This window comes from Paraburkholderia sp. BCC1885 (genome assembly GCF_900996235.1).
Lineage (GTDB): Bacteria > Pseudomonadota > Gammaproteobacteria > Burkholderiales > Burkholderiaceae > Paraburkholderia.
Genome location: NZ_CAAJGM010000230.1, coordinates 232,427 through 246,979 on the forward strand (window position 1 = coordinate 232,427; position 14,553 = coordinate 246,979).

Genomic DNA, 14,553 nt, shown 5'->3' on the forward strand with positions numbered 1-14,553 from the left:
TTAAAGGCAAACCGCGATGCAAAATCCTAAAGCTGCCGTAACCGCTGCGCCGGTCCAGACACCGCCGAAGCCGCCCCGCCTCGGTGAAGAAATCCTGAAGGTCAAGGACGTGTGCAGAGGGTTCAACAAGACGCAGGGCGAACTGCTGGTTCTCGACGGCGTGAACCTCTCGCTGCGCGAAGGCGAGATCGTCGGCATGCTGGGCCGCTCGGGCTCGGGCAAGTCCACCTTGCTGCGGATCATCGCCGGCCTGATCGAGCCGACCGACGGCGAAGTCTCGTACCTCGGCAAGCCGCTTGACGGCCCTGCCAAGGGCGTGGCGATGGTGTTCCAGACCTTCGCGCTGTTTCCGTGGCTGACCGTTCTGCAAAACGTGGAAGCGGGTCTCGAAGCGCAGGGCGTGGGCGCGCGCGAGCGCCGCGAGCGCGCCTTGGCGGCGATCGACCTGATTGGTCTGGACGGCTTCGAAAACGCCTATCCGCGTGAGCTGTCAGGCGGCATGCGTCAGCGGGTGGGCTTCGCCCGCGCGCTGGTGGTCGACCCGACGCTGCTATTGATGGACGAGCCGTTTTCCGCGCTCGACGTGCTGACCGCCGAAACGCTGCGTACCGACCTGCTGGATCTGTGGACGCAGGGCCGCATGCCGATCAAGTCGGTGCTGATCGTCACGCACAACATCGAAGAAGCGGTGTTCATGTGCGACCGGATTCTGGTGCTGTCGTCCAATCCGGGCCGCGTGATCGCCGAGATCAAGGTGCCGTTCAACCATCCACGCAACCGTCTCGATCCGGCTTTCCGCCGCCTCGTGGACGAGATCTACGCCAAGATGACGGCGCGCCAGACCGACGAATCGACCAAGAAGGGCCTCGAACTGGGTAGCTGGCTGCCGCACGTATCGACCAACCTGATGGCCGGTCTGATCGAGACGCTAGCCGCTGCGCCGTATCACGGCCGCGCCGACATGCCGGAAATCGCCCGCTCGCTGCATCTGGAGGTGGACGATCTGTTCCCGGTCGCCGAAGTGCTGCAACATCTGGGCTTCGCGGACGTGCGCGAAGGCGACATTTTCCTGACGCCGCCGGCCCGCGTGTTCTCGGAGTTCGGCACGCAGGAACGGAAGATGATGTTCGCCGAGCATTTGCTGCGTCACGTGCCGCTGGCGGCACGGATCAAGAAGGTGCTCAACGAGCGTCCGGGTCACCGTGCACCGCGCGTGCGTTTCGAGCAGGAGTTGGAGGATTTTCTGTCGGACAGCGCAGCGGAAGAGACGCTCGACGCCGTGATCAACTGGGGCCGTTATGGCGAGATATTCTCGTACAATGACCAGACGGAAATTTTCAGTCTTGAGGACGTCGAGTCCTGATTGTCCTGGCGGAAATAGAGCTTGAAGAAGGGGGCGGCGCGATTCGATCGTGCCGCCCCTTTATGCTTTATTGCAGGTTGCCCCAGCGTTCCACAGCCGGTTCGGCGGATGCCCATCTCCAGCCGTTGTCCTGCAGACAGGCGCTGGCGGTGTACCAGTCTTCGTGCGCGTCGGGCTTGTCGCCGTCGGCCACGGAAAACACGAACTCCTTGCAGATGGCGAGCGCCGAGGTGAAGGCGCGCGTGACGCGCACTTCGCCGTGGCCGTTTTCGACCGGCACCTTGTGCTTGACGCGCCACGGTTGGCTGCCGCCCACCGGCATGCTGCCTGCCAGCGCCGCGATCTCGTTTTGCTGGTCGGCGTGCATGGTGCGCATATAGCGGGCGACGGCTTCGTCCGTGGCTGCCTGCACGGCGATGCCGACGCCGATGCCGACCGCCGGATTGGCCGTCACCAGACCCGAAGCGACGCCCGCCGCCGCGCCGCTCGCCGCGCCCACCGACGAGCAGCCGCTCGTCAGGACACTGGCGCCGACGCACAGCGCGCCCGCCAGCACGAGCCGCACGCTAACCGGCAGGGTCGGCAGGGTCGGCAGGGTTGGCATGGTCAGACGCGGCTTCATTGCAGCGCGCCCCAGCGGCCGGTTGCGGGTTCGGCGGAGGCCCACTTCCAGTTCGCGCCGTCGCGGCAGATCGAGGCGACATAGAACGCGGTGCTGGCGGGTTTGTCCTTGGTGGCGTCGACATCGACCGAAAAGACGATCTCCTTGCAGTCGAGCGCGCCGGCGCTGATGGTGCGGCTCACGGTGACACGGCCGTGCTCGTCGTCTTCGATGGGGACCGTGTGGGTCACGCTCCACGGCGCGATGGCGCCCACGTCGAGCGGGCCGGCCACTTTGGCGATGCCGTCCTGAGTATTGCGGTGCACGACGCGTTCCGTGTACTGCACGCCGGCCCCGGCCGCGGCGACCACGCCCAGACCGATGCCGGTAGCTACTGCGGCGTTACGTGTGACCTTGCCGGCGATCGCCGCGCCCGCGATACCGGCGCCGGCGGTGGCGGTTTCCGAGTAAAGCGAACTGCAGCCGCTCAGATTGGCCGAGACGAGAGCGGCCAGTGTGACGAACGATGCGAGCGACGTGACACGCGATGCAACACGCGACGTAATGCGCGCGCGCGGAACTCGTGGAGTCCAGCGCGCAAGACTGTTTGATTTTTGCATTTCCCTACCTGTGCTCCTGCCTCTGCCGTTCGTGCTGGCGGCACTCGCCTGACGACGCGCCGTCTGCGACGCTGCAGCATTTTGCAGGATGCGTTTTGCAAATGGGATAGGGAAAATGCAAGCAATTGCAAAAGATGCTGCGACGCGCGGCCTTTTCTGGCTTGGCTCGCCGCGCGTTACCGTATCGATCAGGAAGGCCTTCATCACGGGTCCAGAGGCAGCGGCGTCTTGACGCGCCGCGGGCAACGCCGTGCGACGTTGCGTTTAACCCGCGCTGAACCGGACTGCGCACTACCGAAGAGATCGCCGCACCGGCGGGGACTAGGCGGGCCTCAGGAGGGCTCGCTTTCCTCCGGCGCGTCTTCGGTGCCGTAAGTGCTGAGCCGGTTGTAGAGCGTCTTCAGACTCACGCCGAGTGCCTTCGCCGCGCGGCGCTTGTCGCCGCCGCAATACTTGAGCGTGCCGAGGATGATCTGCTTTTGCGCATCAGCAAGCGGCGTGCCGATCCACACGCTCATCGCGTCGCCCTGGGTGACCGCCTTCTTCACCCGCGAGGCGAGATGCGGATGCGGCAGCTCCACCGTCTTCTCGGCGAGGATGAAGGCGCGGTACACCGCGTTCTTCAGTTCGCGCACGTTGCCCGGCCACGACCACGTGCGCAGCGTTTCAATGGACCGTTTGCTGAAGCTCTTGCTGGTGCTCTCCTGCGCGTTCAGGGCAGTGAGGAAATGTTGCGCGAGCAGTTCGCGGTCGCTCTCGCGTTCGCGCAGCGGCGGGGCGCGCAACGGAAACACCGCGAGCCGGTACATCAGGTCTTCGCGCAGCCCGTTTTCCTTCACGGCAACCGCCGGGTCGCGATTGGTCGCCGCGATCACGCGCACGTCGCTGTGAATCAGTTCGTTGCCGCCCACGCGGTAGAAGGTGCCCGTCTCCAGCGCGCGCAGCAGCTTCACCTGGCGCACCGGCGCCATCTCGGTGATTTCGTCGAGGAACAGCGTGCCGCCGTTGGCGTGCTCGAAGTAACCGATGCGCCCCTGCACCGCGCCCGTGAAGCTGCCTTTCTCGTGACCGAAGAGTTCGGCCTCGATCAGCTCATCGGGAATCGCGCCGCAATTGACGGCGATGAAGGGCGCGTCCTTGCGCCCGCTGTGGTCGTGAATCGTGCGGGCGATCAGTTCCTTGCCGGTACCGGATTCGCCGATGACGAGGGCGGTGGCATCCGTGGATGCGACGCGCTCGATTTGTTCATACAAATCCAGCATGACGGGCGACGAGCCATACAGCAGACCATACGATTTCAGTCCCGCCACGCCGTCCGTCACGCGCGACTTGCCCGGCGCCGCGGCGTTGCCGCGAGCGGTATCAGTGGGCGAGTCCAGATCGATTGACGCCATAACCAGGTTGTCCTGTGCAAATGTGTTCGATAGTGCCGCGCAGGCCTGTGATGAGTGTGAACCTGCGCGTGAGCGCAATCGGCCACTATCTCATAAAAATTGATTTAACCATTGGCTGCGCAACTCGGCAATCCGCGCGTCCGGTCTCGCGACCCTCGAAAATGCCGCGCTAACGATTGCGCGGCCGTGCTGACTGCAAGACGTGATGCATGTCGCTCTCCGTGGCATCGATTCGATGCGGCAAGTGCCGGCATGAATCGGCAATATTGACCGTCGATATTCGCCAGATCGGCATGTTTTTTGTGCAGGCAGATTCATACGTGACTACGCTTGCCGCATGAACTGGATTATCGGGTACGCGGTTTGCAACGCTATAACTTTTTCGACATGCAGTTCGGGTGCCGGTAATCCGCAATCGTTTTCGCCACTCGGCTGCAGTCGCACAGACAGGAGTGACGCATGACGCAAACTACACAGCAACTTGAACTTGGGCGGCAGAAGATCGTTGACGACTTGCGCGTGCTGCTGACGGACTCGGAAGAAATGATGCGGCTCGCCGCGAATGTCCCGGGTGAAGGTGTCGAGGCACTGCGCGATCGTTTGCGGACCCATGTCGACACGCTGCAGACCGCGCTCGGCGATGCCCAGAATGCGGCGCAGCGGCGCTATCGTGTCGCGGCGGTCAATACCGAGTACTACGTGCGCCATAACCCGTGGCGCGCGCTCGGCATCGCCGCCAGCGCGGGCTTTTTGCTCGGCGTGCTGGCGGCGCGATAGCCGCTCACCCGCTTGATCCGTTTGATCCGCTTAACTGATTACGAGATGGAGGATGCACTTATGGCACGGCCCAAGATTGGCATTTTCGGCGCACTGGTCGCCGTCGGCGGTTTGCTGGCGTTGCGCTGGGCGCAAAAGCATCGGGCTTCGCAAGCCACGCTGAACCGCGAATTGACTCGCTGGGAGGATGAGGGCGGTATGGTGGCGCCGGCGGCTCAAGCGGCGCCGACCCTCGCAGGCGGCCCAGCGGCGGCGACGAGCGCCGCTCCTGCGGTTGCAACCGCAACCAATGGGACGAGTCATCCTAACGGACTGGGCGAGGCGTGGCCCTTTCCGCACAGCTCATAACTTAAACGCGTATCGAGGCGCTTCGGCGCGGCTCGCGGGTCGCGCATGAACGCGGCATAGGGCGGGGCACAATAAGGACGCAAAAGGCCGTCGGGCCTATAGCTTGTCTCGATAAAGCCGTATAATGATTATTCATACAACAATAGCCTCGGTTAATCCTGTGTAACATTGGTATTGTTGCGAATTTGCGCTGTGCCATCCACCACCAGAACTTTCGGGCTTTCGAGACGCGATGCCACACGTATTGATTGTTGATGACGACGCCAGTACCCGCGAGGCGCTTGCAGCCATCATTGGCGAAGACGGCCTGACGACGGCCACCGCCGGCGACCTGCGCGAAGCGCGCATCCAGTTGGTCCGGCAGATGCCGGATGTCGTATTTACAGACCTGAAGCTGCCGGACGGCAGCGGGGTCGACCTGTTCGAAGATCTCGACCCGCGCTCCGGCGTCGAAGTAATCGTGATTACCGGCCATGCCACGGTGGAATCGGCGGTCAATGCGCTGAAAATGGGCGCGACCGACTACCTCGTGAAGCCGATCAACATGCAGCGCGTCAAGGCGATCCTGTCGCGCCTGCCGCGCCCGGGCGACCTCAAGGCCGAAATTGGTACGTTGCGCGGCGAGCTGCGCCGCATGGGGCGTTTCGGTCTCATGCTCGGCAATTCGCCGGTAATGCAGGAGGTCTACGACCAGATCAGCCGGGTGGCGCCGACGGCGGCCTCGGTGATGCTGGTCGGCGAGTCCGGCACCGGCAAGGAAGTGGCCGCGCAGACCTTGCACCAGCTGAGCTTGCGTCGCAAGCACGCGTTTCTGGCGGTGAACTGCGGCGCGATTTCGCCGAACCTGATCGAATCCGAAATGTTCGGCCACGAGCGTGGCTCGTTCACGGGCGCAGATCGTCAGCACAAGGGCTATTTCGAACGGGCCAACGGCGGCACGCTGTTCCTCGACGAAATCACCGAGATGCCGATCGAGTTGCAGGTGAAGCTGCTGCGCGTGCTGGAAACGGGCATGTTCATGCGCGTCGGCACCACCAAGGAAATCGAAACGGACGTGCGTCTGATCGCGGCAACCAACCGCGATCCCGAGCAGGCCGTGCTCGAAGGCAAACTGCGTCTGGACCTGTATCACCGTCTGAACGTGTTTCCGATCAGCCTGCCGCCGCTGCGCGAGCGCGGCAAGGACGTCGACCTGCTGGCGCAAGCCTTTCTCGACGATCTCAACGAACGCCACAGCACGCGCAAGCATTTCCCGCCGGCGGTCAAGGAGATGCTGCTGTCGTACCCATGGCCCGGCAACGTGCGCGAACTGAAGAACTACGTGCAGCGCGCCCACATCATGTCGGGTTCGGATTCGGACAGCACGGCCACGGTGCCGTTGCAGATCACGCTGTCGAAGCCGGCGGCCGGCACCGCGATCACGATTCCGTTCGGCACCTCGCTTGCCGAGGCGGACCGTCAACTGATTCTCGCCACGCTGGAGCAGTGCGGCGGCGTGAAGACGCGAGCCGCCGAGATTCTCGGCATCAGCCTGAAGACGCTCTACAACCGCCTTGTCGAATACGGCAACGACGCGCGTGGCGAAGATGGCGACCTGCCCGACGAATCGCGGGCGCTCGGCGACGCCGACGCCTGAGGTCAGGCTGCCGCGGAACGCGTGTAGCGCGGCATAGGCCTTGCTGCGTTGTCCTTACAACGTACACAAGGAATCGCTATGCCGCTACACGCCCCTGCTTCTCCGCTCGCGGCGCACCGTCCCGAGCCGAACGATCCACCCAATCCCGCTGAACCGGACACCGTGCCGCAACCGTCGCACGAACCGGTCGAGCCGACCGCGCCGCCGATCGGCGATCCGCCTCCCCAACCTAACGAAACACCCCATAGCTGAGGCGTCAGCGCGCGCTCCGCGTGCGCTGACGCGTCTTTTCGCAAGGGCGGCCGAGTCACGGCCGCTGCGCATTCGCAATCCGTGAGCCACACGCCGGACTTTCGCGCAATTTGCTGTACTTGTTACAAAGCGGGCGCCGCTTTTACCGGCAAATTGACGCGACGAGCCCTAGACTATCTTGAGGCCGTCCAACGGGACGGCGGGCTTCCCGAAGAGGCATCGATCATGAGACACCCGGCATTACGGCGCTCCGCGCGCCATTCGAAGCGCGATTCGCGCCCCGGTAGCGGCGTCAGCACTCCGCCGCAGGGACCGGACCCGGCGGCCCAGAACCGCATCGCCCCCGATGCCCCGCCAGACGGAGAGCACAACCAGGGCGGCGTGCGCCCCGAGGGTCTCGAATATCAGCGCGACCTCGGCTCGGAGCAGGACGCCTGAGGTTTTTGCCGCGCGTCCGTTATCAGCGGATTTTCTGCATGGTGCCGACGCGAGGCAGATGCCTGCGCCTGCCTGTCACATTTGCACACATTTTTCGCATTTCAAATTGTCAAACACGGCACGCGACTTGCATGCACCATCGTGGCACATCCCCCGCATACATCCCGCATGCAACGGACAACTGAATGAGGTGGAGCATCAATGAGCAGATTGATCGTGGTATCGAATCGTGTCGCGCCGACGCAGGAAGGCCGCCCCGCAGCAGGCGGTCTTGCAATCGGTGTTCTGGACGCCCTGAAGGAAACCGGCGGCGTGTGGTTCGGCTGGAGCGGTGAAACGGTGGCCGAGCCATCGGCGCCGGTGATCGAAAAGCAGGGCAACGTGACGTACGCGACGGTGGGTCTCACCAAGCGCGACTACGATCAGTACTACCGTGGCTTTTCGAATGCGACTCTTTGGCCGACGTTCCACTATCGCAACGACCTGTCGCGTTTCGATCGTCAGGAGTACGCGGGATATATGCGCGTCAACCAGACGCTCGCCAAGCAGCTAAAAGAGTTGCTCGAGCCCGACGACATCATCTGGGTGCATGACTATCATTTGCTGCCGTTCGCCAAATGTCTGCGCGAACTGGGCGTAAAAAATCCGATTGGCTTCTTCCTGCATATTCCGTTTCCGGTGCCGGAAGTGTTGCGTAGCGTGCCGCCGCACGAAGAACTCGTGAAGGCGATGTGCAGCTATGACGTGGTCGGCTTTCAGACCGAGGCGGATCGCCAGTCGTTCGTCGATTACATCGAGCGCGGTCAGCATGGCACGTCGAGCGAAGACGGGATGGTGCATGCCTATAACCGCTTCCTCAAGGTCGGTGCCTATCCGATCGGCATCTATCCCGACGCCATCGCCAAGTCTGCCGAACAGTTCACCGACCGCAAGCCGGTCCGCAGTCTGCGTGACGGCATGCGCGGCCGTAAGCTGATCATGAGCGTCGATCGCCTCGATTATTCTAAGGGCCTGGTCGAGCGTTTTCAGGCGTTCGAGCGCCTGCTTCTGAATGCGCCGGGTTGGCATGGCCGCGTCTCGCTGGTGCAGATCGCACCGCCGACGCGCTCCGACGTGCAGACGTATCAGCGGATTCGTCAGACGCTGGAAGGCGAAGCCGGGCGTATCAATGGCCGCTTCGCGCAGCTCGACTGGACGCCGATCCAGTACCTGAACCGCAAGTACGAGCGCAATCTGCTGATGGCGCTGTTCCGTCAGTCGCAGGTGGGGTACGTGACCCCGTTGCGCGACGGCATGAATCTGGTTGCCAAGGAGTACGTAGCATCGCAGGATCCGGCGGATCCGGGCGTGCTGGTGCTGTCGCAGTTTGCTGGGGCCGCCGAACAATTGCCGGGCGCGCTGGTGGTGAATCCGTTCGATCTCTCGCAGATGGCGGAAGCGCTGGAACGCGCGCTGTCGATGCCGCTCGCCGAGCGCCAGGCGCGTCACGCGGATATGATGGCGCCGCTGCGCGAGAACAACCTCTCGGTATGGCGCGATACGTTCCTCGCCGATCTGCGCAATGTCGCGACGGCGTCATCCGTGACGGCCAAAGCGGTAAAGCTCGCCGACGTGACGGCATCGTGAAGCGCTGAGCGAGGGTGAAGCGGCGGCAGTACCTGATGTACTGAAGCTGCTTTACCCGAGCCGTCACGTCGAATCTTTAGCGTAGCAAACGTCAAGCCATAAAAAACGGCGGCCCTTTGGGTCGCCGTTTTTGCATGAGCATGTACGTGCGTTTTGGTGCGCGCTTCGTGCGTAGTGCAGTCTGCGCAATGCAGCCTGGATCGGCTCGATCACGCGGGCGATGGATTCGCGCGCTGCATCACGCGCATCGTGCTGATCAGCGCCGCGCTCGCCGAGAAACACGCGGCCACGTACAGGGCGATAGTCGGCCCATGCTGCGGCGCGACTCCGAAAATCAACGCCACCAGCGCGGCGCCGAGCGTCTGTCCGGTCAGACGCGCCGTCCCCAGCATGCCGCTCGCGCCGCCGCTGCGCTCACGCGGCGCCGCCGCGAGCATGGTGCGATTGTTGGGCGACTGGAAGATGCCGAAGCCCGCGCCGCACAGCGCCATGCGCCATGCAATCTGCAGCGGGTCCGGATGCGCGCCGAGCGTGGCGAGCAGCACCAGGCCTATGGTCAGCGCCGCGAGCCCAATGCCGCCCAGCCATCCGGCCGAGACGCGGTCCGACAATACGCCTGAGAGCGGCGCGGCAACGATGATGACGAGCGGCCATGGCGTCATCAAAAGACCGGTCTGGACCTGCGACAGGCCGAGCATGTCCTGCATCATGAACGGCAGCGATACGAACGCGAGCATCTGCGCGCAGAACGAACAGACGGAAGTGCCGACGGACAACGCGAACACCGGTATGCGCAACAGGTCGACCGGCAGAAGCGGCGCGGGCCGGCTCAACTGACGGCGCACGAGGAAGTAGCCGAGCACCACGGCGCCCAGCGCTTCGAGGGCGACGTAGCCGGGCGCTTCGCCGTGTCCGAGGCCATCCACGGCGAAGATCACGAGGCCGAACATAAACGCGTTCATCACGGCGCTGAGGTAATCGTAGGCCGCGTCATGCCCAGGATTACGCGGCAGCGCCTTGAGGCCGCTGACAATGGCCGCAATGCCGATCGGCACATTGATCGCGAACAGCCACGGCCACGGCGCGATGGCGAGCACGCCCGAGGCGACCGTCGGCCCCACGGCGGATGACACCGCCACGACCATCGCATTGATCGCCACGCCGCGTCCCAGGTGAGCCGGCGGGTAGATCATGCGCACCAGCGCTGTATTCACGCTCATGATGCCGGCCGCGCCGAAGCCCTGGATGACGCGGGCGACGGCGAGTGTCGGCAGCGACGTGGCGAGCGCGCAGCCGAACGACGCGACGGTGAAGAGCATCAAGCCGCCCAGATAGACGCGCCGGTAACCGATGCGGTCGCCGAGCGAGGCGAGCGGCAGCAACGAAATGGTGACGGCAAGCTGATACGCGTTGACCACCCAGATCGAAGCCGCCGCGCTCGCGTGCAGATCGCGGGCGATGGTGGGCAGCGCGACATTGGCGATGGCGCTGTCGAGGACCGCGAGCGTAATGCCGAGCGCCACCACGACGATGGCCCAATAGCGCTGCGGCAGGGGCAAGCCCAGTTCGGGTCCGGGTGGAGGAGGCTGGCGGCTGGAAGGGTCGCCATGAGAGCGGGAAGCGTCGTCACCGGAAGCGTTTGCTTGCATCGTGTCAGGATCGTATGGACTGCTTTGAAAGGCGGATTCGGGCGGGGAAATCCGGGCGGCGGAATCAGCCGCGTGCTTCGAGTTCGATGACGTCGCTATGCAGCCATTCCACTAGCCGTCCCAGCACGCCGTCGAGGTCGCGATTGGCGCCACGCAAAGCGCATTCCCATATTACCGCCACGCGCCATCCGGCAGCGAGCAGGGCGGCGCGCGCCTTTTCGTCGTTGCTGCGGTTGCGGCCGATCTTGTCGCGCCAGAATTCGGGGCGCGTCTGCGGCCATTTGAAGAGGGGGCAATCGTGACCGTGCCAGAAACAGCCATGCACGAATACCACGGCGCGATAGCGCGGCAGCACGATATCGGGCCGCCCCGGCAAGTCGCGCGCGTCGAGCCGAAAGCGGAACCCCCGCCGATGCAGCAGGCTGCGGATCAGCAACTCCGGCTTGGTGTTGCGGCCGCGAATGCCGGACATCATCCGGCTGCGCGTGGCGGCGTCGACGATATCGACCATCAGTTCAGGCGCGCCCGCGCCTCGTGGGCCGGATCGAGCAGCGCCTGCACATGCGGCAGCATGATGCGCGCAACTTCCTGCATCACCGGCATGACGACGCTATTGCCGAACTGGCGATAGGCCTGGGTGTCGCTCACGGGAATCTGGAACGTGTCGGGAAAGCCCATCAGCCTCGCGCATTCGCGTGGCGTCAGGCGGCGTGGGCGCAGTTTTTTGCCCTGATAGACGAGGATTTCGGAGCCGTCCTTGTGATAGCGCGCCGACAAGGTGCGCGTCACGCTGTCCGGATAAGCCATGCCGAAACCGAAGCCGTTGCCCGCCGCGCGATGCTTTTCCGCGTAGTTCTGCAGATACGTCCACAGGTTCGGCGTCAGCGTGTACTTCGGCTGTACGCGCTTTTTCGCGTGATCGAAGAAGCGGTCGTGGTCCCACGGCAGCTCCGGCTCGCTGCCGTCGGTACGATGCAGGATCGAACTCAGGCGTGGGCCGACTTCCGGTAGTTGCAGGTCGTCCCAGGAGAATTGGGTGGCGCCGCGAAAGCCGACGATGATGATCCGCTCGCGGTGTTGCGGCGTGAAATGCTGGCCGTCGACGATGCGGTAATGCACTTCGTAGCCGAGTTCGTCGCGCAGGGTCTGCAGGATGACTTCGAAGGTGCGGCCCTTGTCGTGCGACAGCAGATTCTTGACGTTTTCCAGCAGAAACGCGGCCGGCCGCTTGGCCGCGATGATGCGCGCCACGTCGAAGAAGAGCGTGCCCTGCGTGGCGCATTCGAAACCGTGCGGCCGTCCCATGGCGTTTTTCTTGCTGACGCCAGCGATCGAAAACGGCTGGCAGGGGAAGCCGCCGAGCAGGACGTCGTGCGCCGGTACCTCGGCGGCGGGAAACGACACGATGTCGCCGATGAACGAGTGATCCGCGCCGTAATTTTCGAGGTAGGTCTTCTTGGAGAAATCGTTCCACTCGCTCGTGAAGACGCACGCGCCGCCCTGTGCCTCGAACCCCATGCGAATCCCGCCGATGCCGGCGAACAGGTCGATAAAGCGGAACGTGGCGGCGCCGTTAGCCGCTGCGTGCTTGCCCGCGGCGGCGGGTTGCAGCAGATCGCGCAGCGCCGGTTCGAGCATCGCCGGACACGGCGTTTCGCCTTTTTCCCAGCGGCGCACGGTCTTGATGTCCTTGCCGACATGCGCGGCGATTTCTCGCTGGGTAAAGCGGGTGCGCGCCTGTTTGAGCAGCTCGAGCGGTGGGGCCTGGGTCACTGACGGTCCTTGCTGGGGATTTTTGCGGACATTATGACCCAGAGTTGTCCCTTTTTCCCGATATTCCCCCATTTCACCGACAAAAATCGGCGGCCTCTTTTGCACAAACGTCAGGCAAAAAGGTCTTCCGCCAATCTGCTTAACGCCCGCTGAGGGCCGCCAGGCGTGGATGTCAAGGCATCTGTCGAGGTGCGGGCAACGGTATTTGCGTTGTGATCAGATAGATTGCGGGTGCAATAAAGGGTTGCTAGGCTAAGACCAGTGACGCTGATCTCCCGCGTTACGGTGTGTTGAGGCCGCGGCGCTCGTCGCGGCTTTTTTTTGCCGGTCGAGGTGGCCGGTAAAAAGGGGAATCGAGTGGGAAGGGCTGCGTGCTGGCGGCGAACCGGCCGCTCAGTTCAGACGCTGGCTTGGCGCGGGACGGCTTTCGTGGGCGCCGAGCGGCACGGAATTCCAGGCGGGCAGGCAGCCGGCCGGCTCGAACCGATCCAGTTGCAGCAGCAGGCCGTCGACGGCGCATAGTTGCGCGCGGCTCAGATGCGTGTTGTCGAGCAAAGCGTGCAGACGCTTGCGCCAGTAGGCGGGCGGCAGGATTGGACCACCCAGATCGCCGAGCAACGAAGGCTCCATCACGCGGCGAATGTGCGCGATGTCCTGATCGATGAGTGTCGCCAACGAGGCGTTGTTCGGCGCGGTCAGAGTGGGGTCCATATCCGCTTAACGGCCCGCCCGTTATGGACTTTAGGGGTACGGACAAAAATTTTTTATGCGCCTTGGGTTCGGTTTTCAGGCTCAGGCACACCCGTTGCTGTAGCTAAAGGACTGGCGCAAATCCGCGCTGGCACTGCAAACGCAAGGAGCCGAACATGAATAAGGACCAGGTAAAGGGAGTCGGTGAACAGGTCAAGGGTAAGGTTAACGAGGCAGTGGGCAAGGCCACGGGTAACAAGACCCAGGAACTGAAGGGCGATCTCCAGCAAGGCGCCGGCGAAGTCCGCAAGGCCTACGGCGACGGCAAGGAACAAGCCAAGGACAATGCCAAGCGGAATGCCCCGTAACGGGTAGGTCGGTTTGACAGAAAAGGCGCTTCGGCGCCTTTTCTGTCGTTAGGCGGGAGCGCGCGGCACGATGCATCGATGCAATGTCGACGGCAGAAATTGATCGGTACAACTTCTGAATTTGCGAGCATTGCAGCGCCGATGTGACACGCGCCTCGCGCCGGTTGGGACGCGTCCCGGAAAGATTTGGCCGGAGCGTTTATATTGAGCGCTTTGTTTGCCGCGCCCGCCGCCTTGCGTGTTGCTTCTCGCGCGTTGTCTCTAACTCAAGCGGCGTTGCCACTCATTTTCTTTCCCGATAACTCATGACCGATCTCGCCGCGTTTCCCATTACGGCCAAATGGCCCGCCCAGCATCCCGAGCGTCTGCAATTGTATTCATTGCCTACTCCGAACGGCGTCAAGGTTTCGGTGATGCTGGAGGAGACCGGTCTGCCATACGAACCGCATCTGGTGCGCTTCGACACCAACGATCAACTGACGCCGGAGTTCATGTCCTTGAACCCGAACAACAAGATTCCGGCGATCATCGATCCGAACGGCCCCGACGGCAAGCCGCTCGGACTGTTCGAATCCGGCGCGATCCTGATCTATCTGGCTGATAAGACGGGCCAGTTCATGCCGCAGGATGCTGCCGGCCGTTACGAAACGATTCAGTGGGTGATGTTCCAGATGGGCGGCATCGGCCCGATGTTTGGGCAACTGGGCTTCTTCCACAAATTCGCCGGCAAGGATTACGAGGACAAGCGGCCGCGCGACCGTTACGTCGCGGAATCGAAGCGTTTGCTCGGCGTACTGGAGAAACGCCTGACGGGACGTGCGTGGATCATGGGCGACGCCTACACGATCGCGGATATGGCGACGTTCCCGTGGGTGCGCAATCTGGTCGGCTTTTATGAAGCCGCCGATCTGGTGGGGATCGCCGATTTTCCGAATGTGCAGCGCGTGCTCGATGCGTTCGTTGCGCGTCCGGCGGTGGTGCGAGGGCTCGATAGTCCGAAGCGGAGTTGATGCATCGG

16 protein-coding genes are annotated in these 14,553 nt (G+C 63.4%); 9 read left to right on the top strand and 7 right to left on the bottom strand.

Annotated features, from left to right (window positions below; translation table 11 throughout):
• The first annotated feature begins 16 nt into the window (after nucleotides 1-16).
• Nucleotides 17-1,363 carry an AAA-associated domain-containing protein gene (locus tag FQ755_RS28890; protein WP_144158926.1) on the top strand — a complete coding sequence of 449 codons (1,347 nt, stop codon included), beginning with the start codon at nucleotides 17-19 and terminating at the stop codon, nucleotides 1,361-1,363.
• Nucleotides 1,364-1,430: 67 nt separating this feature from the next.
• Here FQ755_RS28890 and FQ755_RS28895 read toward each other — a convergent pair whose 3' ends face one another.
• From FQ755_RS28895 to FQ755_RS28905, 3 genes are all read right to left on the bottom strand, one after another.
• Nucleotides 1,431-1,967 carry a hypothetical protein gene (locus FQ755_RS28895; protein ID WP_144159208.1) on the bottom strand — a complete coding sequence of 179 codons (537 nt, stop codon included), beginning with the start codon at nucleotides 1,965-1,967 and terminating at the stop codon, nucleotides 1,431-1,433.
• A gap of 14 nt (nucleotides 1,968-1,981) precedes the next feature.
• The gene (locus tag FQ755_RS28900) at nucleotides 1,982-2,584 is read right to left on the bottom strand and encodes a hypothetical protein (protein ID WP_260858901.1); all 603 of its coding nucleotides are present in this window, start codon (nucleotides 2,582-2,584) and stop codon (nucleotides 1,982-1,984) included.
• Between the two features lie 332 nt (nucleotides 2,585-2,916).
• Nucleotides 2,917-3,978, bottom strand: a complete 1,062-nt coding sequence (locus tag FQ755_RS28905; protein WP_144158929.1) for a sigma-54 interaction domain-containing protein — start codon at nucleotides 3,976-3,978, stop codon at nucleotides 2,917-2,919.
• Between the two features lie 459 nt (nucleotides 3,979-4,437).
• Here FQ755_RS28905 and FQ755_RS28910 point away from each other — a divergent pair, with 459 nt between their 5' ends.
• From FQ755_RS28910 to otsA, 6 genes are all read left to right on the top strand, one after another.
• Nucleotides 4,438-4,755 carry a YqjD family protein gene (locus FQ755_RS28910; protein ID WP_144158932.1) on the top strand — a complete coding sequence of 106 codons (318 nt, stop codon included), beginning with the start codon at nucleotides 4,438-4,440 and terminating at the stop codon, nucleotides 4,753-4,755.
• Nucleotides 4,756-4,815: 60 nt separating this feature from the next.
• The gene (locus tag FQ755_RS28915; RefSeq protein WP_144158935.1) at nucleotides 4,816-5,103 is read left to right on the top strand and encodes a hypothetical protein; all 288 of its coding nucleotides are present in this window, start codon (nucleotides 4,816-4,818) and stop codon (nucleotides 5,101-5,103) included.
• Between the two features lie 232 nt (nucleotides 5,104-5,335).
• Nucleotides 5,336-6,739: a sigma-54-dependent transcriptional regulator gene (locus FQ755_RS28920; protein WP_144158938.1), complete on the top strand. Its 1,404-nt coding sequence runs from the start codon at nucleotides 5,336-5,338 to the stop codon at nucleotides 6,737-6,739.
• Between the two features lie 78 nt (nucleotides 6,740-6,817).
• Complete coding sequence (locus tag FQ755_RS37630; protein ID WP_186308688.1) at nucleotides 6,818-6,991, top strand: hypothetical protein; 174 nt, start codon at nucleotides 6,818-6,820, stop codon at nucleotides 6,989-6,991.
• Nucleotides 6,992-7,216: 225 nt separating this feature from the next.
• Nucleotides 7,217-7,429, top strand: a complete 213-nt coding sequence (locus FQ755_RS28925; protein ID WP_144158941.1) for a hypothetical protein — start codon at nucleotides 7,217-7,219, stop codon at nucleotides 7,427-7,429.
• 201 nt (nucleotides 7,430-7,630) lie between these two features.
• Nucleotides 7,631-9,055 (top strand): alpha,alpha-trehalose-phosphate synthase (UDP-forming), encoded by a 1,425-nt coding sequence (gene otsA, locus FQ755_RS28930; protein WP_144158944.1) that lies wholly within the window; start codon nucleotides 7,631-7,633, stop codon nucleotides 9,053-9,055.
• 209 nt (nucleotides 9,056-9,264) lie between these two features.
• Here the strand turns inward: otsA and FQ755_RS28935 are convergent, their stop codons facing one another.
• The 4 genes from FQ755_RS28935 to FQ755_RS28950 all read right to left on the bottom strand — a co-directional run bounded on the left by FQ755_RS28935 (nucleotide 9,265) and on the right by FQ755_RS28950 (nucleotide 13,188).
• Complete coding sequence (locus FQ755_RS28935) at nucleotides 9,265-10,704, bottom strand: MFS transporter (RefSeq protein ID WP_144158947.1); 1,440 nt, start codon at nucleotides 10,702-10,704, stop codon at nucleotides 9,265-9,267.
• A 64-nt stretch (nucleotides 10,705-10,768) separates the two neighbouring features.
• On the bottom strand, nucleotides 10,769-11,215 hold the full coding sequence (locus tag FQ755_RS28940; protein WP_144158950.1) for a very short patch repair endonuclease: 447 nt from the start codon (nucleotides 11,213-11,215) through the stop codon (nucleotides 10,769-10,771).
• A complete protein-coding gene (dcm, locus tag FQ755_RS28945) occupies nucleotides 11,215-12,477 on the bottom strand; it encodes a DNA (cytosine-5-)-methyltransferase (protein WP_144158953.1) in 1,263 nt (420 codons plus the stop codon). Before dcm ends, FQ755_RS28940 begins: the two co-directional genes overlap by 1 nt.
• Nucleotides 12,478-12,870: 393 nt before the next feature.
• On the bottom strand, nucleotides 12,871-13,188 hold the full coding sequence (locus FQ755_RS28950; protein WP_144158956.1) for a hypothetical protein: 318 nt from the start codon (nucleotides 13,186-13,188) through the stop codon (nucleotides 12,871-12,873).
• 155 nt (nucleotides 13,189-13,343) lie between these two features.
• Between FQ755_RS28950 and FQ755_RS28955 the strand changes: the two genes are divergently transcribed.
• Both FQ755_RS28955 and FQ755_RS28960 read left to right on the top strand, forming a co-directional pair.
• Nucleotides 13,344-13,535 carry a CsbD family protein gene (locus FQ755_RS28955; RefSeq protein WP_144158959.1) on the top strand — a complete coding sequence of 64 codons (192 nt, stop codon included), beginning with the start codon at nucleotides 13,344-13,346 and terminating at the stop codon, nucleotides 13,533-13,535.
• 305 nt (nucleotides 13,536-13,840) lie between these two features.
• Nucleotides 13,841-14,545 (top strand): glutathione binding-like protein, encoded by a 705-nt coding sequence (locus tag FQ755_RS28960; protein WP_144158962.1) that lies wholly within the window; start codon nucleotides 13,841-13,843, stop codon nucleotides 14,543-14,545.
• Nucleotides 14,546-14,553 lie beyond the last annotated feature (8 nt).